Origin of the sequence: Nocardia higoensis NBRC 100133 (assembly GCF_000308595.1) — a bacterium.
GTDB classification, from domain to species: domain Bacteria; phylum Actinomycetota; class Actinomycetes; order Mycobacteriales; family Mycobacteriaceae; genus Nocardia; species Nocardia higoensis.
The window spans coordinates 1-18,099 of record NZ_BAGA01000185.1; the positions used below are offsets into that span (position 1 = coordinate 1).

General features: G+C 71.1%; 20 protein-coding genes. 6 read left to right on the forward strand and 14 right to left on the reverse strand.

The genetic code is table 11. The annotated features are described in order from the left end of the window. Together ON26_RS30925 and ON26_RS30930 are read left to right on the forward strand one after the other, a co-directional pair. A partial coding sequence (locus ON26_RS30925) for a hypothetical protein (RefSeq protein ID WP_040801902.1) occupies nucleotides 1-1,412 on the forward strand: 1,412 nt, incomplete at its 5' end. Continuing rightward, nucleotides 1,409-2,758, forward strand: coding sequence for a CHAT domain-containing protein (locus ON26_RS30930; RefSeq protein WP_040801904.1), 1,350 nt, complete (start codon nucleotides 1,409-1,411; stop codon nucleotides 2,756-2,758). The genes ON26_RS30925 and ON26_RS30930, both read left to right, overlap by 4 nt. 7 nt (nucleotides 2,759-2,765) lie before the next feature. Here ON26_RS30930 and ON26_RS30935 read toward each other — a convergent pair whose 3' ends face one another. The 6 genes from ON26_RS30935 to ON26_RS35170 form a co-directional block, all read right to left on the reverse strand. Further along, complete coding sequence (locus ON26_RS30935) at nucleotides 2,766-3,530, reverse strand: ABC transporter permease (RefSeq protein ID WP_051028065.1); 765 nt, start codon at nucleotides 3,528-3,530, stop codon at nucleotides 2,766-2,768. A gap of 41 nt (nucleotides 3,531-3,571) precedes the next feature. Beyond that, a complete protein-coding gene (locus tag ON26_RS30940; protein WP_040801906.1) occupies nucleotides 3,572-4,732 on the reverse strand; it encodes an ABC transporter substrate-binding protein in 1,161 nt (386 codons plus the stop codon). Continuing rightward, nucleotides 4,729-5,451, reverse strand: coding sequence for an ABC transporter ATP-binding protein (locus tag ON26_RS30945; protein WP_040801908.1), 723 nt, complete (start codon nucleotides 5,449-5,451; stop codon nucleotides 4,729-4,731). Before ON26_RS30945 ends, ON26_RS30940 begins: the two co-directional genes overlap by 4 nt. Continuing rightward, a complete protein-coding gene (locus tag ON26_RS30950; RefSeq protein ID WP_245546139.1) occupies nucleotides 5,427-6,398 on the reverse strand; it encodes an acyl-CoA dehydrogenase family protein in 972 nt (323 codons plus the stop codon). Before ON26_RS30950 ends, ON26_RS30945 begins: the two co-directional genes overlap by 25 nt. Before the next feature lie 160 nt (nucleotides 6,399-6,558). Then, nucleotides 6,559-7,077, reverse strand: coding sequence for a DUF4242 domain-containing protein (locus ON26_RS30955; protein WP_040801910.1), 519 nt, complete (start codon nucleotides 7,075-7,077; stop codon nucleotides 6,559-6,561). A gap of 126 nt (nucleotides 7,078-7,203) precedes the next feature. Further along, nucleotides 7,204-7,290 (reverse strand): putative leader peptide, encoded by an 87-nt coding sequence (locus ON26_RS35170; RefSeq protein WP_373280979.1) that lies wholly within the window; start codon nucleotides 7,288-7,290, stop codon nucleotides 7,204-7,206. Nucleotides 7,291-7,319: 29 nt separating this feature from the next. Here ON26_RS35170 and ON26_RS30960 point away from each other — a divergent pair, with 29 nt between their 5' ends. Next, entirely contained in the window at nucleotides 7,320-7,931 is a 612-nt protein-coding gene (locus tag ON26_RS30960; protein WP_040801913.1) for a TetR/AcrR family transcriptional regulator, read from the forward strand. Nucleotides 7,932-8,106: 175 nt separating this feature from the next. Here ON26_RS30960 and ON26_RS30965 read toward each other — a convergent pair whose 3' ends face one another. The 6 genes from ON26_RS30965 to ON26_RS30990 all read right to left on the reverse strand — a co-directional run bounded on the left by ON26_RS30965 (nucleotide 8,107) and on the right by ON26_RS30990 (nucleotide 11,694). After that, a complete protein-coding gene (locus ON26_RS30965) occupies nucleotides 8,107-9,189 on the reverse strand; it encodes a saccharopine dehydrogenase family protein (protein ID WP_040801915.1) in 1,083 nt (360 codons plus the stop codon). Between the two features lie 154 nt (nucleotides 9,190-9,343). Next, nucleotides 9,344-9,670, reverse strand: a complete 327-nt coding sequence (locus ON26_RS30970; RefSeq protein WP_040801917.1) for a hypothetical protein — start codon at nucleotides 9,668-9,670, stop codon at nucleotides 9,344-9,346. Further along, the gene (scnC, locus tag ON26_RS30975) at nucleotides 9,667-10,377 is read right to left on the reverse strand and encodes a thiocyanate hydrolase subunit gamma (RefSeq protein WP_040801919.1); all 711 of its coding nucleotides are present in this window, start codon (nucleotides 10,375-10,377) and stop codon (nucleotides 9,667-9,669) included. Before scnC ends, ON26_RS30970 begins: the two co-directional genes overlap by 4 nt. Nucleotides 10,378-10,418: 41 nt before the next feature. Then, nucleotides 10,419-10,751, reverse strand: coding sequence for an SH3-like domain-containing protein (locus ON26_RS34990; RefSeq protein WP_040801921.1), 333 nt, complete (start codon nucleotides 10,749-10,751; stop codon nucleotides 10,419-10,421). Then, complete coding sequence (locus ON26_RS34995) at nucleotides 10,748-11,173, reverse strand: SH3-like domain-containing protein (RefSeq protein WP_040801923.1); 426 nt, start codon at nucleotides 11,171-11,173, stop codon at nucleotides 10,748-10,750. Before ON26_RS34995 ends, ON26_RS34990 begins: the two co-directional genes overlap by 4 nt. A gap of 44 nt (nucleotides 11,174-11,217) precedes the next feature. Then, nucleotides 11,218-11,694: a DUF6764 family protein gene (locus ON26_RS30990; RefSeq protein ID WP_051028018.1), complete on the reverse strand. Its 477-nt coding sequence runs from the start codon at nucleotides 11,692-11,694 to the stop codon at nucleotides 11,218-11,220. A 346-nt stretch (nucleotides 11,695-12,040) separates the two neighbouring features. Here ON26_RS30990 and ON26_RS31980 point away from each other — a divergent pair, with 346 nt between their 5' ends. Both ON26_RS31980 and ON26_RS31000 read left to right on the forward strand, forming a co-directional pair. Beyond that, entirely contained in the window at nucleotides 12,041-12,724 is a 684-nt protein-coding gene (locus ON26_RS31980; protein WP_051028021.1) for an LppP/LprE family lipoprotein, read from the forward strand. Between the two features lie 103 nt (nucleotides 12,725-12,827). After that, nucleotides 12,828-13,082 (forward strand): hypothetical protein, encoded by a 255-nt coding sequence (locus tag ON26_RS31000; RefSeq protein WP_157172100.1) that lies wholly within the window; start codon nucleotides 12,828-12,830, stop codon nucleotides 13,080-13,082. A gap of 23 nt (nucleotides 13,083-13,105) precedes the next feature. Here the strand turns inward: ON26_RS31000 and ON26_RS31005 are convergent, their stop codons facing one another. Together ON26_RS31005 and ON26_RS31010 are read right to left on the reverse strand one after the other, a co-directional pair. Further along, nucleotides 13,106-14,926 carry an ABC transporter ATP-binding protein gene (locus tag ON26_RS31005; RefSeq protein WP_051028025.1) on the reverse strand — a complete coding sequence of 607 codons (1,821 nt, stop codon included), beginning with the start codon at nucleotides 14,924-14,926 and terminating at the stop codon, nucleotides 13,106-13,108. Beyond that, nucleotides 14,923-16,803 (reverse strand): ABC transporter ATP-binding protein, encoded by a 1,881-nt coding sequence (locus ON26_RS31010; protein ID WP_051028028.1) that lies wholly within the window; start codon nucleotides 16,801-16,803, stop codon nucleotides 14,923-14,925. Before ON26_RS31010 ends, ON26_RS31005 begins: the two co-directional genes overlap by 4 nt. Before the next feature lie 305 nt (nucleotides 16,804-17,108). Between ON26_RS31010 and ON26_RS31015 the strand changes: the two genes are divergently transcribed. Next, a complete protein-coding gene (locus ON26_RS31015) occupies nucleotides 17,109-17,957 on the forward strand; it encodes a PIN domain-containing protein (protein ID WP_040801928.1) in 849 nt (282 codons plus the stop codon). Nucleotides 17,958-18,099: the final 142 nt, after the last annotated feature.

Genomic DNA, 18,099 nt, shown 5'->3' on the forward strand with positions numbered 1-18,099 from the left:
CCCCGGTGAGCGCGGGCCCCGGCGAGGCGGTCCTGGTTATCGACGATCGGGGACAGATCAGCTGGTGGTCGGGGCGTGCGGCCGCCGTGCCCGCCGTCGACCTGCGGCTCGGGCCGGGGATCACCGGGCGGATCGACCCGGCGGCGCCACACCGATTGCTGTCCTGGGCCCTCGAACCGGGCGCCGCGCCCGACCCGCTCGGCGCCGCGCTCGCCGATCCCGAACTGGCCGATCTGGTGACGATATTGCGCACGCGGGGCGAAGCCGTCTACGCCCTGGACTGCCCCGATCTCACGCAGCCCTGGCGCGAGCGCGCGAGGATCGCGGCGGTCGCCCGCTGGACGATGCGCCCGGTCCACCACGGCGCGCTGCTGATCGACCGCGCCGTGGCCGAGCACGCCACCGGCGAACTGGTCGCGGCAGGAAGGTTGTTCCGGCACGCCGAGTACGCCTTCGCGCAGCTCGGCGAACGCTGTCTCGACGGCGAACTGTCCGCCTCGGCCGTCGAGCTGCTGCGCACGGCCACGCCCGCCGCCGCTGTGCACGGACTGACCGGAGCAGCCGCCGAATTGACCGCCGCGCTCGACGACGCCGAAATCGTCGATGTCGCGGCACTGCTGGACGCGGTCCGACGCTGGTCCGTCGATATCGATACACCCGGTGCGGTGCCGGTCGCCGCGACGCTCGGCGGCGAGATCCCGCAGAACGAGGTGGACCAGGTGCACCTCGACCCGACCGTATTGCCGCCGCGCATCCTCTCCTGGCAGGGCGCCCGCACTCCCGAACTCCGCGTCGAGCACCTTCCGGACGCCGATGCCTTCCGGCTCGGCGCCCATCTCGCCGCCGGCGTCGACCCGCTGTGCCGCGAGGTCGCCGACCTGCTCGCCTATGCCGCCGACCGCGAGACCGGCGCACTGCTCGCGGTCACCGCGACCACGGTCGAGGGCAGGCTTGTCGTCGCAGAACTCCCCGCAGGCGGAAGAGACTCGCGCACCGTGCATTTCGGATTGTTCTCCGCCGATATCGCACCCGCGGCCCTACGGGCCGACCCGGTCGGACGCGGACTCGTCGATGTCGACCGCGCGATGATCGAAGCCTGGAATCAGCACCGGACGGCGCTGGTCACCCTCGCCTCGGTGCCCGCGGACGCGCCGGAACCGGAGCTGGCGGAAGCCCGGCTGCGCTGCGAGGAACATCTCCTGCTCGCCGAATCGGCGGCGCTCGATGCCCAGGGCATCGTGGCAGGCATGCTGGAGCAACCCGGCATCGAGGACGCGAACCCGCGCGGCATGCTGACCGCCCGGCACTCCGCGGTCCAGGCCTACCTGGACGCGCTGCGCGCCCCCGAGGTCGCCGCCGACCCGCTCACCCTCACCGAACTGATCCCGCCCGATGCGGAGACCGACCGGTGACCGACCCCGTCGACGTCCTCGTCCGGGCCACCGATGCCGGCGACACCTACCTGTCCTGGCGCTGGCTCGACGATCCGGCGCACCCGGAATTCGCCGTCCTGCCCGCTGCCCGGGTCGGCGCGGCCGACGAACTGCTCGCCGCAGGCCTGCCCACCGCGCTACCGGGCGAGACCGCCGAGGCGGGCGTGCGCCGGGCGCTGATCTCCGGTCCGTTCGCCACCCCGGCGGGGGAGCGGGCACTGTCGGCCGCGCTCACCGATGTCGTGTTCCCGCAGCGGCTGCGCGAGCAGATCGCCGCGCGCGCTCGCGCGTCGGCCCGGGTGCGGGTCCGGTTCACGCCGAGTCCACGCCTGGCCCGCATCCCGTGGGAGCTGCTGTTCGTCACCGCCGGGCAGCGATTGCTCGAGGTCGCCGAATTCGTCCACGAACCCCCGGCCGCCGTGCACGCCGAACGTCCTCGGCTGCCCGAGGAGTGGCAGCGGGTGCGCGAGCGTCCCGCGCTGCTGGTCATCGACCCGCCGACGCCGCGCAGTGCGGTCGGCTACGGACCGGTCCTGGACCGCTCCGATCAGCTGCTGTTCCTGCGCCGGCTGTCCGAGCACGCCGCCGCGGGCCGGGTGCCCCGGGCCGAACGGGCGAGCGCGATCAGAGCCTCGACCCGCCACGATCTCAGCGCCGCGCTCGCGGTGCCGCGCTCACGCCTGTTCTATCTGGGACATGTGTCGGCGCGGTCGGAGGAACCGGGGTCGGCGGCGCTGCACCTGTCCGACACCGCGCAGACCTGGGGTGAAGCCACCCCGCTGAGCCGGGTCGGTCCGGACGGCATCGCGCGCGTCGATCCGCGTGACCACCGCCCGCTCGCGGCGCTGGACCTGTTCCTCGGCACCGTCAATGCCGACGAGCCGGTATGGCGTTCCTACGGCAGTACGGGACCGCGGCGCGGCCACGAACTCTGGCCGATGCCGCCGCGGGTGGCGATGATCGTCTGCGAAGGCCACGCCGACTTCCGCGCCGAGGAGACCTTCGGCCTGGTCGTTGCGATGATCCACGCCGGAGCCGGCCTGGTCACCACCACCCGGTGGACGCTGCCCGCCGACCGGGAGTTCCGCAGGCTGCCCGGCGTGGCCGCCGATGCCCGCCCGGTCACCGAACTCGCCCTGCGGGTCGACGCCGCGCACGAATGCGCCGACCCCGTCGCCGAACTCACCGCATGGCAGCGCGACCGGCTGCGCGCCTGGTGCGGCGACTCGGCCGACCCGACGGGCACCCCGCTGGTCTGGGCGAGCCCGACGCACACCATCGCGCCGGCCCGCGCGGTGGTCGACACCGGCCACCGCGCGTCCTGAGCGGCGGCTACTTCCGGTCGAGCACGGCCTTGGCCACCGTGTCGAGCACGAAGCCGAGCGCGCCGATGACGACGATCACCGCCATCACCTGGTCGTAGGCGAGCTGGTCGCGGGCATTGAGGATCTGGTAGCCCAATCCGGAACGCACGCCGAGCATTTCGGCCGGTACCAGCACGACCCAGGCGATGCCGAGGGCGATCCGCAGACCGGCCTGCACGGGGCCGCGTACGGCGGGCAGGATCACCGAGGTCAGCTGTTCACGCCGGGTCGCCCCGAAGGAGCGGGCCACCAGCACCAGACCGGGATCGATGGCGCGCACGCCCGCACTGGTGTTCAGCACGATCGGCCACACCGCGGCGGCGGCGACCAGGAACACCACCGGCTGATTGCCGATGCCGAAGACGGCCACCGCGATCGGCGCCCACGACAGCGGCGAGATCATCCGCAGGAACTGCACGACGGGCGCTACCGCGTATTCGGTCCCCGCGTGCAGTCCGAGCAGCAGTCCGAGCGGGACGCCGATGGTCACGGCGATCAGCAGACCCAGCAGCAGGCGCCACAGGCTGACCGCGATATCGGGTAGCAGCACGTCGCGGTCGTGGAGCGCGTGCAGAGCGCCGGGCACGTGCTGGGGTGCGAACTCGCGCAGCAGCGAATCCTGGCCGGCGAGAACGCTGGTGACCAGCCACCAGATCGCCAGCGCCGCGACGATGGCGAGGACGCGGGGCAGCACCGAACGGCGCGGCTTGCGCACGGGCCCGGCCGGATTCAGCGGCGCGTCGGGCAGGCTCGGCCCGGAGGTGGTGATGGTGCTCACGATGGGTCGATCTCCTCGGTACGGGTCAGCGAGTCCGGTATGCCGACGGCGCGGGGGCCGCCCAGCCGGTCGAGTGCGGTGCGCACGAAGCGGTCGTCGACGAGTTCGCCGTGCACGCGCGCCGGGTCGAGCCGGTCGAGGAACCGGGTGTCGCCGTCGACGAGGGTGCCCGGCATCGCGGCGATCAGCGCGGCGGTGAAGCTCGGGAAGGGGAACGGCTGGAAGCCGATGCGCTGCGGATTCCAGTCCGCGTGCCGCACCGGCGGCGGCTTCGGATAGGTGAGCGCGGTGGTGATCGCGGGCAGCGGCTGCGGAAGATAGTTCGCCGACAGCATTTTCGCGGTCTCGGTGCGGTCGGCGTCGATGCGCACCTGCGCGGCGACCACGCCGTCGGTGAGCGCCTGGGCCGCCTCGGGGCGGCGGTCGAGCAGATCCTGGTGCACGACCAGCGCGCAGCAGGCGTGGTCGCGCCACAGGTCGCCGAGATAGCGGTGGATGCGGCCGATCCCGCGCACCTGCGCGGCGGCATTGAACGGGTCGGCCACGGTGAATCCGGCGATGGAGCCGTTGGCCAGCGCGGGCACCATGTCCGACGGGCTCATCACGACCAGTTCCACGGTGCGATCGGCGCGGGCGGCGGCGCGGCGGATGACCGGTCGCAGCCCGTTCTCGCGCAGGTACTGCTGGACGATGATGTTGTGGATCGACCACCAGCCCGGAATGGCGACCTGGGAACCTGCCAACTGTTCGGGCTCGGTGATGTGCGGCGCGACGGTCAGCGCCGAGCCGTTGGTGTGGTTCCAGCCGAGCACCCGGACGTCCGCGCCCAGGCTGTATTTCAACTGCACCGCCATCGGCATGAGCAGATGCACCACGTCGACCTGGCGGGTCAGGAACGCCTCGGCCAGCGACGCCCAGCTGCGGAACAGCACCGGCTTGCCCGCGGCCAGGGTGCCGGGGGCGACGGTGTTCGCGCCGTGGGCGATCAGCAGGGGCGAGGCGTCGGTGATCGGCAGGTAGCCGATGCGCAGCGTCTCGGCGGTGTTGGCGCGGTCGGTGCTCGCCGCGCGCGCCAGATCGGCGATGCCCGCGACGCCACCCGCGGCGACCAGTCCGGCGCACCCGCACAGCAGGGCGCGCCGGGACAGTCCGCTCACGCGGGCACCACCGTCTCGCGGTAACCGGCGACGATGCGCTCGCGCACGCTCACCGACTCCTCGCCGGTCACCCGCACGTCCTCGCGCACCGACGCGCCGGGACCGATGAGCACGATCCGGTCGGCCAGCCGCAGCGCCTCGTCGACGTCGTGGGTGACCAGGACCGTGGTGCAGGACAATTCGGCGACCAGGGTGCGCAGCCAGTCCTGCAGGTCGGCGCGCACGGCCGGATCGAGCGCGCTGAACGGCTCGTCCAGCAGCAGCAGCCGGGGCCGCACCGCCGCGGCGCGGATCACCGCGATGCGCTGGGCCTGCCCGCCGGAGAGCTGGTCGGGGTAGCGGGCGGCGAGTTCGCCGAGGCCGAAGTGCTCGAGCAGGCCGAGGGCGTGCTGCGGGTCGAAGCCGTCGCGGTGGCGGGCGAACCGGCCGCCGAACAGAATGTTGTCGCGCACGGTCAGCCACGGCATGAGCAGCGGCTGCTGGAAGACCGTGCCGGTGGCGGGCGGAACGGTCTGCCCGTCCCAGTCGATGCTGCCCCCGTCGAGGTGGTCGAGTCCGGCCAGCACCCGCAGCAGGGTGGACTTGCCGCTGCCGCTGGCGCCGAGCACGGCCAGCGTCTCACCCGCGGTGACCGCGAGATCGATCCCGCCGAGCACCGGCTCGCCGCGCCCGGGAAAGGACTTGCGTCCGCCCGTTATCTGTACTGCGAGAGTTCCCATCGCAATTGCCCTTCCGAAGGAGATTGGATCGGCAGGAAGGCGGCTTCCCGGAACCGACGATTGGTGGCGCCCGAGGTGGCATAACCGGCTCCGCCGCGCAGGGCGAACTCGAGCCGGGTGGCCTCGACGGCGAGCCGGGCGGCGTCCAGCCGGACGCTCAGCAGTGCCGCCCCGCCGACTCCGGCGGGGGCGGCGGCATGGGTGTGCAGGCGTGCCCGCACGTCGTCGCGCGCGCTCGCCAGCGCGTCGAAATCCGCACGGAACTGTTCGCCGAGTCCGTGCAACAGTGCTTCGGACTCGGCCAGCGCACGGCGGGCGATGCCGACGCAGAACGCCGACTGCAACAGCAGGAAGGTCGAGCGGATGGACGAACAGAAGTGCGGCAGATCGGGCGTGATCACCCGGTCGCCGGAGATCACCACATCGGTGAAGCGCAGCGAGGTCGAGGAGGTGGCGCCGAGCGCGAGCAGCTCCGGGCACGGCGCGACCGCGACACCGGGACTGTCCGCGCCGGTACAGGCCACATGCCCGCGCCCGTTCTCGTCCCGGAAGGGGAAGACGATCAGCGCTTCGGGAAAGACGTTGGAGGCCCAGGCGATCGGGCCGCTGATCCGGTGCCCGTCCGGGCCCGGCGCACCCACCAACGGCAGGTCGCCGAGTCCGGCCAGGTGCTTGAGCGCCGCCGCCATCGCGGTGACGCCGATCCGCCGCCCGGACACCAGTTCGTCGAGATGCGCCGACCGCACCGGCTCCGGGGCGCGCGCGACGTACTCGATGGTCATGCGCTGCGCCCACAGCGAGAAGGCGACGGTCAGGCTCTCGCCCGCCACCTGTTCGACCACGGTGACGATTCCGCCGATCTCGCGCTCGCCCAGCCCGATCCCGAGCAGGCCGAGGCGGCCGAGTTCGGCGATGTCGACGCGGACGTCGGTCTCGCCTCTGTCCAGGGCGGCGGCGCGGTCCCGTACGAAGGCGGTGGCCTCCGCGAGCGCGGTGGCGTCGCCGGGGACGAGGGCATCGCCGCGGACAGGGGTGGCGGCGGTCGAGCAAGCAGTCACAGCGGTCGGTTCCCTCTGGTCGGGGCGGGCGGGAGTGGGGTGCTACGGGTTACGACTGGGGGTTCGCCAGCGGGTGCAGCCGGTCGATCGGGGTGCTGACGGCCTCGCGGGCCCGGCGCACGGCCGCCTCGTCGGGGGCGTCGTAGAAACACAGGCACTTGTCCATGTCCTCACGGACATAGGTGCGCAGGAAGTCGACCTCGGGCACATCGGCGTACTTGGGGGAGTTGGCCTTCTTGCGGGCCAGGTAGGTCGGCATGTCGATGCCGGCCGGAATGTCCCACTCCACCAGGTAGCCGGCCGCCGGGCGGGCGGCCTTGAGCTGGGCCAGTTCGGCGCCGACCAGGCGGACCTCGTGCGGGCCGTCGACCTCGCCGAGCGCGCCGTCGGAAGGGATCTCCGGACCGCGGCAGGCCTCGAACTCCGCGACCGCGAAGATCCGTCCGGCGTCACCGGTGACCTGGGCCTCGATCAGTTCGCCGCCTGCCTCGCCGAAACGGCGGGCCAGTTCGTCGATCGCCTTGCTCGCGTCGATCGCGGGCACGAGCTCGTACAGGTACAGGGACATGCGGAAATACCTTTCGCAGAACGGATTCCAGAACAGACCGCGGCCCGGATACGAATTCCGGGACCGGGTGACGTGCCTGTCCCACCGGTCACGGCGAGGGACGGGCGCAGCGCGAGGAGAAGAAGGTCAGCGCTGGGGGCGACAGGCAGCGGTGGCCACGCGCACGAGATCCACGTGCAGGCGGCGAGTCAGAGTACTGCGGGTCACGGGCACACCATACCCATAGATAGAACGATCTGTCTATGCCGGGATGCGGTTATGGTGGTGACGTGACCACGTCGACGGAACCCGCGGCGGCCGCGCCCCGGAGCAAACCGAGCCCCGCGCAGCGCCTGCTCGACACCGCGACCACCCTCTTCGCCCAGCACGGCATCCGTGCCGTCGGCATCGACCGTGTGCTGGCCGAAGCTGGGGTGGCGCGCGCCAGCCTGTACTCCGGTTACGGCTCCAAGGACGCGCTCGTGCTGGCCTACCTCGAGCACATCGACCGCCGCGACCGCGACCGCTGGGAGAGCGCGGTCGCCGACTTGCCGGATCCGGGCGACCGGGTGCTGGCCTTCTTCGACCTCGCACTGGCCTCCGCGCCCGGCAAGGGCTTCCGCGGCTGCCAATATGCCAACGCAGCAACGGAATTCCCCGACGAGACGCTCGCCCCGGTGGTCGCGCATCGCGAATGGCTGCGCGACACACTCACCGATCTGCTCACCGAATGCGGCCTCGCCGAACCGCGGGCGCTGGCGCAGCGGATCCAGTTGATCTACGACGGCGCGCTGGCGGGCTCGAAACTCGAGCACTCGGTCGAGCCGCTGCGCCTGGGCCGCACCCTGGCGGCCGGCCTGCTCGGTCGCGCGTGATCGACGGCGTGGCCGCTGCCCGTTCGGGGCCCTGCGGTTCGGGGCCTGCCGGGCGGTGGTCCTGCCGGGCCGCGGACGCGGGCGCGGGCGCGCGATTCGTCCTGGAGAACCCCGGGCCGGACGGATACCGGTGCGGGGTCGCCGATCCGGACCTCGGCTCGCTCCGATCGCCGGGCTACCGGCGCAGGCCGGCCGCCTCCGCGGCCGCGGTGAGTGCGTCGAGGCCGAAGGCGTCGACGGGGCCGAGTGCGCCCGTGCCGCGCAGACCGCCGTCGAGCGCGGTGTGCGCGCCCCAGGCCAGGATGGCGGCGGTGAAGGAGTAGGGATCGCCGCCGCTGAGTGTCACCGACGCCAGGACGCGGCCGTCGGCATCGGAGGCCTCCGCGACCGCCCAGGACCGGGTGCGAGCACGCGATTCCGGGCTCGGCCCGCCGGTCGATCCCTGCACGACGCGAGCCAGCGCGCTCTCGGCGAGCCGTTTCACCGGTTCGACTCGGGTCAGGGTATCGGTGAGCAGCGTCGCGACCTGCATGCCTCGTGCGGCGGCAGCCACGGGAACGCCCAGATAGACGCCGACTTCGCGCAGACGAGGATAGGAGCGGGTCAGGGCGAAGTGCTCCGACCCGGGGACCGTCACCCCGGTATGCGGACGGCCGTCGATGTCGAAGGTGTGCAGATGCGCGCCCGTCCGCTCCGCAACGACCTGCCCGCCGCGCAGGGCGAAGCCGCGTTCGAACAGCATGCCCGCCATGGAGGCACGGGTGCCGCCGCTGGTGCCGGGGGCGGCCATGAAGTAGCCGATATCCGCCCGCACGGCCTCCGGTGCCTCGCGCAGCGCGAGCCCACCGGCCAGATTGCCGGGGACGTAATCGAATCCGAACGCCGTCAGCAGGCCGGAGCCCGCCGCGCGGGCGCGTTCGTCGTGGTCGAAGACCGTGCGGATGAACGGCCCCTCCCCGGTGGAGTCGAAGTAATGCGCACCCGTGGCGACGGCGGCCTCCAGCGCGGGCCCGCCGAATCGCAGGAACGGCCCGACCGTCGTCACCAGCACATCGCCGCGGCCGAGCAGCGCGCGCACGGAGCCGGGATCGGTCACATCGGCGACCGCGGTCTCCGCGCCACCGAGGTCGGCGGCCAGCTTCTGCAGCGCGTCGGCGTTGCGGCCGGCCAGGACCGGGGCGGCGCCCCGCGCGGTCAGTGCCTGCGCGGTGAGGCGGCCGGTGTATCCGGTGGCCCCGAACAGGACGATCTTCGGCATTCGCCGTCACCTACGTTCTTCTCGTCGATCGGAGGAGAAGGCGGTTGTGCCGACCGCCTCCCATGCCCCACCCTAGGGACTCGTCGCGCACCGTGTGCGAGTCCTGCCTCGACGACAGGGCTCGCACACGGCCGAACGGACCATTCGTGCAGGACTATTCGCGAAGGAACCGGTCGCGCACCATGTCCATGCGCGCGCGCAGTTCGTCCGGGCTGATGACTCCGCGCTCGAGCAACTCGTGCGCGGTGACGACGGCCGAGCGGGCGCGTACCGGGAAATCGCGGTAGATGGTCTCGCCGAGGGCGTCTTCGGCATGCCGGCGCTCGAGATTGTCGAGCGCGCCGCGCCACGACAGGCATTCACAGGTGGCCTGCATGCTCGACTCCCACGGATCGGGCCTGCGATCCAGGTCGGGCAAGCCGGCCTCGCGGGTGGCGCCGGCAGGCAGCGTGCTCAGCAGGACGTCGTAGGGTCCGGTCACGAGCGGGCCTCCCGTCGCATCGCGTCGTCGGCCTGATCCGGTGGCTTGGCCGCGGTCCAGTCGACCTGGGGGAGCGCGACGCCGATCATGGTGTCGCGGGTGACGATCGCGGCGAGCTGATCCTCGGTCCAGCCCTCGGTGCCCGCCGGGCGCATCGGCATCACCATGAAGCGGGACTTCTGGTTCGAATCGTGAACCCGCACCTCGACTTCCGGCGGGAAGCGCAGGCCGAACTCGGCGAGCACCTCGCGCGGCCAGCGGACCAGGCGCCTGCGGTAGTTCGGTGTCCGGTACCAGTCGGGCGACATGCCGAGCACCGGGCGCGGATAGCACGAGCACAGGGTGCACACGATCACGTTGTGCACCTGCGGGGTGTTCTCGAGGACGTAGAAGTAGGTGTAGTCGCTCGGGGTGCCCGAGCCGGTCGGGTCGCGCCAGTCGATGCCGATCTCCTTGCACGTCTCGGTGCCGTCGGCGAGCAGACGCGCTTTGAAATCCGGGTCGAGCCAGGCGCGTGCGACGAGCCGCGACCCGCCGTGCGGGCCCACCGCCTCGGCCCACTCGGAGAACCTGCGGTGGTCTTCCCGGGAGAACAGGCCCTTCTCGATGGCCAGTTCGCGGATCGCCGTCTCCAACACCTCGAACTCGCTGATCTGCTCACCGGTCTGGATCGGGGCGTGCGCGTCGTGATCGTGATCGTGGCTCAACGGATTTCGTCCTCCTCGGCGGATTCGTGCTGCTGGATGGATCAGGACTGCTGCGCGGGCTCGGCGTCGGTGGCGGGCTCGAGCCAGCGTTCGGAGACCTCGGTCTCGAGGGTGTCGCCCGGGCAGCCGGTGTAGGCGGGCCACAGCTCCGTCTGCCGGAACCGCACCACGTAGAACGGTTCGACGCGACCGTCGTCGCGCCCCCACGCCTCGTCTTCCGGAATAACCCATTCCGGCCGGTAGTCCACGACGACGCCGGTGTGGCCGCGGGTGTAGGCCTGCGTGCGCGTGTGGAACATGCTGGTGGCCTGCCGGACGGTCACCCGGTCACCGCGGCGGAATCTGCGGTGCGCTTGTACGGGATCGGTCGTCATCGCGATCCTCCCGATCTGGCGCGGACCTCGTCGATCTTCGCCGACAGTTCGTCCGGGGTGATGTGCCCCTTGGCGACGAGGGTCTTCGCCGCCACGGTCACCCAGCGCGCGTAGTAGGGCAAGCCGAAATACAGTGTCGCGCCGAGATCGTTCTCGGCGCGCCTGCGCTCCTCGGAGTTCCACACCCCGCGCCAGCCCAGGCATTCACACGTGACGTAGGTGTTCATCTCCCAGGCTTCTTCCTCCTTCTCCAGAAATTCGACCGGGAGGTCGGGTTGTCCGCCGACGTCGTGCAGGACGTGACGCAGGGCGGCGAACAACTCGTCGGAGATCTTGTAGGGGGAGTCCAGCGGTTGCCGGACGGACGGCGCGATGGCGGCGACGCGCTGCTGTAGCCGATCGAACCCGAGCGGTGCGTTCATGGGTGCTCCAACGGAATTCGGGGCCGGATTCTCGGGTGGTCCGCTCAGCCCAGCGACAGGCACCCTTGGAAGGTCTGGAAATCGCCCGCGAATCCCATGCCGCCGGTGCAGGTCGGCGTCGAGGTACCCGTGACCGTCACCGTGGCGCCGGGACCTGCGATCCCGATCGCGAGTCCGGGCCGCACGCCGTCGGTGGTCACCGTCGCACCGGGGCCGAGCGCGATGGCCGCGGGACCGGACCATGGGGTGGCGGCGGAAGTCGCGATGCCGCCGTTCTGGGCGATGGCCAGCGACAGGCTGGTCGCACTCGCCTGGGCCGACGCGTCGCCGCCGAATCCGTAGGCGGCCGCGGCGCCGCCCGCGCTGGTCGCCGAGCACCCGGCGTCGGCTGCGGTGACGCTGACCGAGTTCGCGCCCGGTGCCGGACAGGATGCGGTTTCAGCGGCCGCGTGAGGGGCGCTCAGCAGGCACAGGGCCGCGAACGGCGTGGCTGTGAGCAGGGCCGCGGTTCCACGATGCATGGCTACTCCTCGGCGTGACCAGTGGTCACGAGGGCGGTCGAGAAGAGCCGTCGTAACCGGTCACGCGGTTGTCGGTGCTGTGCTCTCGGACGTGGATCTCTGTGTGGCCGCGTCTCATCTGCGCTGGCGGCACACCTCCCACGCTAACTCGCATTCGATCCATATTCGATCTAGATTCGGTCACGGCCGTCGCGACACGCGCGGGCGGCGGGCTGCGATTAACACATGCCGGACCGGCCCCGATATCCCCATCGGTTGGGGGACAACATAATTCGTCACATTCAGGTCTCGGTGAGGCTCGTCGGCGCAGGTCCGCGACGCCGGGACGATCGACGGAGGGGTGCGCATGAACGTCAAACTTTCGGTCCTGGCGGCGATCGCCGCAGCCGCAGGCCTGCTCACGGGCTGCGACGGCGACGACCAGTCGGTCACGCTGCCGAGCAGCATCGCGGTTCCGAGCGGAGTGCCCGAACCGGCGGCGGGGCAGTCGGGCGACGACGCGCCGAACCAGTCGCAGACTCCCGCTCCCGCCAGCCCGGCCCCACCGGACGGCGACCCGGGTGGCGCGACGAGCCCGGCCGCAACCGCGCCGGTCACCGCACCGGGAGCACCGGACGGCAGCGGGAACGGTCTGTGCCTGGACCCGACATCCGAGCTGGTCGCCTCGGCGATCGCCGGATTGGAGACGCCCCCCGAAGGTACGACGTGGCGTATCCGAGAGGCGAGCAAGGATCCGATCTCCGACGGGTGCGAGGACTTGCTGTCCTATGTGGCGGTGGAGTGGGGGGAGGGGATACACCCGGGCGTGCACCTGTTGTTCTTCACCGAGGGCCGGTACCTGGGGACGGGTTCGAAGGAGCCCTACTCGTACACCACCGTGATCGACAAGTCCGTCGCGACGGTGTCGGTCGAATACCGCTGGCCGCGCGAGGAGGACCCGCTGTGCTGCCCGCAGGGCGTGAACCTGGTCGTGTACTACCTGTCCGCCGACGGCGAGCTGACCGTCAACGGGGAGTTCCCGCCCAACTGACGCCGGTGGCGTGTCCTGCGGGCCGCGCCGCGGGTTTGGGTGAGACTGGCGATGGTATGTCCCTTTCGGGTGAGTCCACATCGCGCAGTTTCAAGGAGGAAACGTGCAGCAGTCAGCGACCGGCGTCTTCCGAGTTCGATTCGCTCCGTTGATCGACGCCGACCCCGGCGGTGGTCTCGCGGGCGTCGCAGTCGACGAGCCCGCCACATTCGCCAGGGAGTTGAAGGCGGCCGGCGCGATGGTGGTGCACGGCGCCTATCCGGATCCGGTCACGATCGGCGCGAGCCGCGATGCCGCCGACCGGATCGGCAGCCTCTCCTTCGTCGAAGTCGTCGATCCGCTCGTCGAGCCCGACTGATCCCGAACCGATCCGGACGGGGATCAGCCGCCGACCTCGCTGGATACCGGATGGCGCGCGGTGATCGAATCGCGCGCCCATACCGCGTGCAGGCGGGCGTAGCGCCCGTCGCGGGCGACCAGATCCTCGTGCGGGGCGTCTTCGACGATGCGTCCGTCGTGGAACACCAGCACCCGGTCGGCGGTCTCGGCGGTGTGCATCCGGTGGGCGATCGTCAGCGTGGTCCGGCCCCTGGTGAGCCGGGTCAGCGCGCGCTGCACCCGCACATCGGTGCCCGCGTCCACGCCGCTGGTGGCCTCGTCGAGCACCAGCAGATCCGGATTCACCAGGGCGGTCCTGGCCAGCGCGACGAGCTGACGCTCACCGGCCGACAACGATTCTCCCCGCTGACCGACCCTGGTCGCCAGGCCGTCGGGCAGGCCCTCGATCCAGTCGGTGAGCCCGAGCTGCGCGAGTACGGCGAGCACCTCGTCCTCGGTGGCGTCCACACCGCCGAGCGCGATGTTCTCCCCGACGGTGCGATCGAACAGGAACGCGTCCTGGGGCACGATCGCCACCCGGCGGGTGAGCGCCTCGTCGGTGATGGCGGTGATGTCGACGCCCCACATCGTGAGGGTGCCCGAGGTCGGCAGCAGCTGTTTGGTCACCAGTTTCGCGAAGGTGCTCTTGCCGGAACCGGTTTCACCGACCACCGCCACATGTTCGCCCGGTGCGAGCCGGACGTCGATGTCGCGCAGGGCGGGACGGCCCGGCACATATTCGAAGCCGAGTCCGGACAGCTCCACCGCGGGCGGGCCGGACGGCAGGGCGACCGCCGAGCCGGCCGAATCCCGCTCCGGCGCGGGTAGATCGAGAATCTCCACGACGCGCCGCAATCCCGCCTCGGCATTGCGGGCGTCGGCGAGGCTGGACACCGCGAATTGCATGGGGCGGACGAAGAAGGTCACCAGGAACAGGAACGCGACGATATCGCCCGCGCTCAGCCGCAGATCGACGCCGAACACCCCGACACCGGCCGCCGCACCCACCACCAGCACCGCCGTGGTGATCAGACCACTGGCGATCTCGCCGATGGAGACGTTGAAGCCCATCGGCCACAGGGTCCGTCGCTGTGCGTCGAGCACCGCGTCGACCCGGGCGTCGACCCGTTCGCGCATCCGCTTCTCGATGCCGTAGCCGCGGATCGTATCGATGCCGACCAGCATCTCGAGCAGACTCGCGTAGAGCTCGCCGACGGCCGCGCGCACGACGTCGAAACGGCGCGCCACCCACCTCTGCAGCGTGCGTCCCGCTATCGGCACCATGACGCCGACCAGCAGCACCAGCAGCGCCAGCGGCCACGAGTAGACCGTCATGACGATCAGCGCCAGCAGCATCTGGGAGAGGTTCTGGACCAGCGTGATCCCGCCGGACTGGGCGTAGAGGGTGACGATGTCGACGTCGTTGGTGACCCGGGCGACCAGCGACCCGGCCGAGTCGGCGCGCGGATCGGCGGGCGACAGGCGCAGGATGCGCTCGAAGGCGGCCACCCGCAGATCCCGTAGCGCGCTCTCGACGGTCCGCACGAGCTGCAGGTTCATCAGCGCCGAGGCGAGCATCGCCAGCAGCACGGCGATCACGCCGGTGGCCACCGCGAGCGTGACCACCCGGCTCCGGGTGGCCTCGTCGACCTCGCCGATCAGGGCATGGTCCAGCGCCCACTGGATGGTCACCGGGATGACGATGCGCCCGGACGCGGCGACGACGGCCAGCAGCAGGATCGAGACCACGACGCGCCGCGGGAACACGGTGTCGCGCCGGATCCGGCGCAACAGCGCGGTGGTGCTGTAGCGGGTCTCGCTCATGACAGTCGCTCCGGGGTCTCGGACACCGTGGAGTCCATGTGGTTCTCGGGAGTCGTGTCGTATGCCCCGAGCAGTGCGCGATAGCCGGGTTCGGTGTCGAGCAGTTCCTCATGGGTGCCCTGCGCCACGATGCGACCCCCGGAAAGGAAGACCACCGTGTCGGCCAGCGCGATGGTGGCGGCCCGGTGACCGACCAGGACCACGGTGGTGTGCCGGTCGTCGCCGCCGTACTCGGCGCGCAGCGCGTCCACGACCGCGCGCTCCACCAGCGGGTCGAGCGCCGAAGTGGCGTCGTCCAGCAGCAACAGGCCCGGTCTGCGATAGACCGCGCGTGCCAGGGCGATGCGCTGGCGCTGTCCGCCGGACAATTGCGTGGCATCGGAGAGCGCGGTGTCCAATCCCCCGGGCAGGGTCTCGACGAAAGCGCGCGCGGACGCCAGCCCCAGCGCGCGCTCGATGCCCGCGTGCTCGACGCCGAGGGTGATATTGGCCCGCACCGAATCGGCGAAGAGGAAGGGGTTCTGGGTGACCAGTGCGGTGCGGCGCCGCACCGCGTCGGGGGCGAGCAGCCGGGTGTCGACACCGCTGAGCGCGACGCCGCCGCGATCGGCTTCCAGCAGATGAGCGAGCAGCGACAGCAGCGTGCTCTTGCCGGCGCCGGTCGCGCCGACCACCGCGACGACCTCGCCGGGACGCACCCGCAGTGTGAGTTCGCGGACGGCGGCTGCGTCGCTGCGCACGCCCTCGCCGCGCGGCGCGTAACCGAAGGTCGCACCGGTGAGGGCGACTTCGACGCCGCCTTCCTGCTCGGGCAGCGCACGCTGTCCGTGCGCGGGGCGTTCGACGGTGGACAGCAGTTGTTCCATGCGTCCGTGCCCGGCCACTCCGAGCGGGAGCACGCCCAGGAAGCGAGCGATGACATTGAGCGGGATGGCGGTGGTGATGAGCAGATAGACCACCTCGACCAGCGAGCCGATCCCCAGCATCCCGGCCTCCACCCGGGAGACGCCGACCGCCAGGATCACCAGGGAGGCCAGCGGCGGCATGAGTTCGATGGCGGGGTCGAAGATGGCGCCCGCGTCGCCCATCCGGCGGTTGCTCATCCGGGAGTCGTCGGCGGCCGCGGCGAACCGGGCGATCTCGTGATCGGTGATGCCGAGCGTGCGCACCACCTGACGACCGGCCACGGCTTCGTGCGCGAGTCCGCTGAGCACCGCGCGATCGCGTTGCGCGGCGCGCGCCCGTGGCGTGAGCACCCGCTGGTAGAGCAGGTTCGCGGCGAACACGAGGGGGATGAGCACCCCGGCCACCAGCGCCAGCCACCAGTCCAGCAGCACGATGTCGGCCATCACCAGCAGCAGCATGGCGACCATTCCCACCGCGAAGGGGAAGTGCTGCATGGGATCCCACGCGGTCTCCACATCGGAGATCACGCCGGAGACCAGTTGCCCGGCCGGTCGCCGCCGGTGCCAGGACACCCCGAGCCGCAGATACTGCGCGACGACGGCCTTGCGGTCGGCCGCCTCGTTGTGGAACTGCACCGTGCCGGTGGCCACCAGGCGGGTGATGATCGTGACGATCCGCAGCAGCGAGACGCCGAGCACGAAGAGCGCGCCGAGCGCGGCGGCCCCCGCGGCGAACTCGCCGTCACGGAAGCTCGGGATCACCACGTGATCGGTGCTCCAGCCCACGGCCTTGGCCGCGAGCACCATGCAGACGGCGTTGACCAGCCCGCTGACCACCGCGCCCGTCGCGGCCCACGGATGCGTGCGGCACCCGCGGATCATGATCGCCAACCCGGTGCGCAGGGTGCGGGCATCGCGTTCCTCGGGTCCCGCGGCCGCCGCGGCGAGCAGTGCCCCCTTGCCGAAACTCATGACCGGCGACACCCGACGGGCCGGACCCTCGCACGCTGCACCACTCCTCCTGACCGGCCACCGGGAGGCGGCACACACGCCCTCAGCATGCGGCCCATTCATTTCCAAAAGCAACGAACTGGATCAGCATGATGGAAAGGCGCTCAGGCGGCCGCGCTCCGCCGCGCGATATTTCACCGCACCGTGATCGCAACCCTTGACGCGAATATCGTCGAAATATGTTGCGGCACAAGGATCGCGCGAGGTCGAAGGGGTTGCTACGATGCTGTCTGCTCGCATGTTCGCCGCGGCGGGAGCGCCGGAGGGTGACGAAGCAGTTCTTTTCGGGCGGAAGGGGCTTCGGCATTTCCAACGGCATTCTGCTCGACACGAACTACCTCTCGAAGTGGCAGCAGGGCGGGATCGATCGGCCCGGTCAGGACAAGCTGGCGGTCAGCACGACGGCGTTGCAGGAGTTGTACGGCATGCAGGCCACCACGGGCTGGGGCTATCGCTATCTGCTGCCGCGCATGTCGGGCGCGCGGCGGGCGGCGCGGGTGTCCTCGCCCGCCGATCTGGAGCGGCACCGCTCGCGCATCCAGCAGGGTGTCGCGTGGAAGAACACCACCGATCGGCTCGTCGTCGATTTCCCCGTCGAATTGTCCCGGTACGGATTCGTGACCACCTACGAGAAATCCCATCACGCGCTCGCCGAGTTGCAGACAGCGGGTGCGACCGACATTCTGCACACGGTCGCGACCTGGGCTGTCGGCCGGGATATCGGCAGAATCGTCGAAGAGCGCAGCGAATTCGTGGCACGGGCCGGTATCGAGCCGATCCCACTGACCGAGCGCGATATCGATACCGCGGTCGCGTTGCTGCGGGATTTCCTGGCCACCGGCAACAACCTCAAGCGGCATCGCCGCAATTCGTTCAACGATCTGCTCATTCTGGCGACCGCGCTGCGCCGGGGTATGGGGCTGGCCACCGACGATCGCCTGCTGCTCGAGCTCGCCCTGCGGGCGGGGTTGACCGAGACCGACGAGGTCGAGGGGTTCACCACCCTGGCGCCGGCCGTTCGCTACGACCCGCCGCGAGGAAGCGGGGAATCGAAGCGCTACGTCAACGCGGCCTGGCGCTCGCGGCGGGCCACCACCTTCCGCGACCGGAGCTGACGAGGCCCGAGCAGGCCGGCGTTCCCGCGTCGAACGGCGGTGACGAGAAGCCCATCCCGGGTTCGCTGGATGGTTGCCGGTTCGAATCTCGGTGACGCCAACCCTGGCGGCGCGGGGGAGCGGCTGATGGAATCCGAGCTGT

Bases quoted from the DNA above. Each gene is read 5' to 3' on its own strand.
- ON26_RS30945 (WP_040801908.1), bottom strand. From the start codon at position 5,451: ATGGGAACTCTCGCAGTACAGATAACGGGCGGACGCAAGTCCTTTCCC.
- ON26_RS30955 (WP_040801910.1), bottom strand. From the start codon at position 7,077: ATGTCCCTGTACCTGTACGAGCTCGTGCCCGCGATCGACGCGAGCAAG.
- ON26_RS30960 (WP_040801913.1), top strand. From the start codon at position 7,320: ATGCCGGGATGCGGTTATGGTGGTGACGTGACCACGTCGACGGAACCC.
- ON26_RS30965 (WP_040801915.1), bottom strand. From the start codon at position 9,189: ATGCCGAAGATCGTCCTGTTCGGGGCCACCGGATACACCGGCCGCCTC.
- ON26_RS34990 (WP_040801921.1), bottom strand. From the start codon at position 10,751: ATGACGACCGATCCCGTACAAGCGCACCGCAGATTCCGCCGCGGTGAC.
- ON26_RS34995 (WP_040801923.1), bottom strand. From the start codon at position 11,173: ATGAACGCACCGCTCGGGTTCGATCGGCTACAGCAGCGCGTCGCCGCC.
- ON26_RS30990 (WP_051028018.1), bottom strand. From the start codon at position 11,694: ATGCATCGTGGAACCGCGGCCCTGCTCACAGCCACGCCGTTCGCGGCC.
- ON26_RS31980 (WP_051028021.1), top strand. From the start codon at position 12,041: ATGAACGTCAAACTTTCGGTCCTGGCGGCGATCGCCGCAGCCGCAGGC.
- ON26_RS31005 (WP_051028025.1), bottom strand. From the start codon at position 14,926: ATGAGCGAGACCCGCTACAGCACCACCGCGCTGTTGCGCCGGATCCGG.
- ON26_RS31010 (WP_051028028.1), bottom strand. From the start codon at position 16,803: ATGAGTTTCGGCAAGGGGGCACTGCTCGCCGCGGCGGCCGCGGGACCC.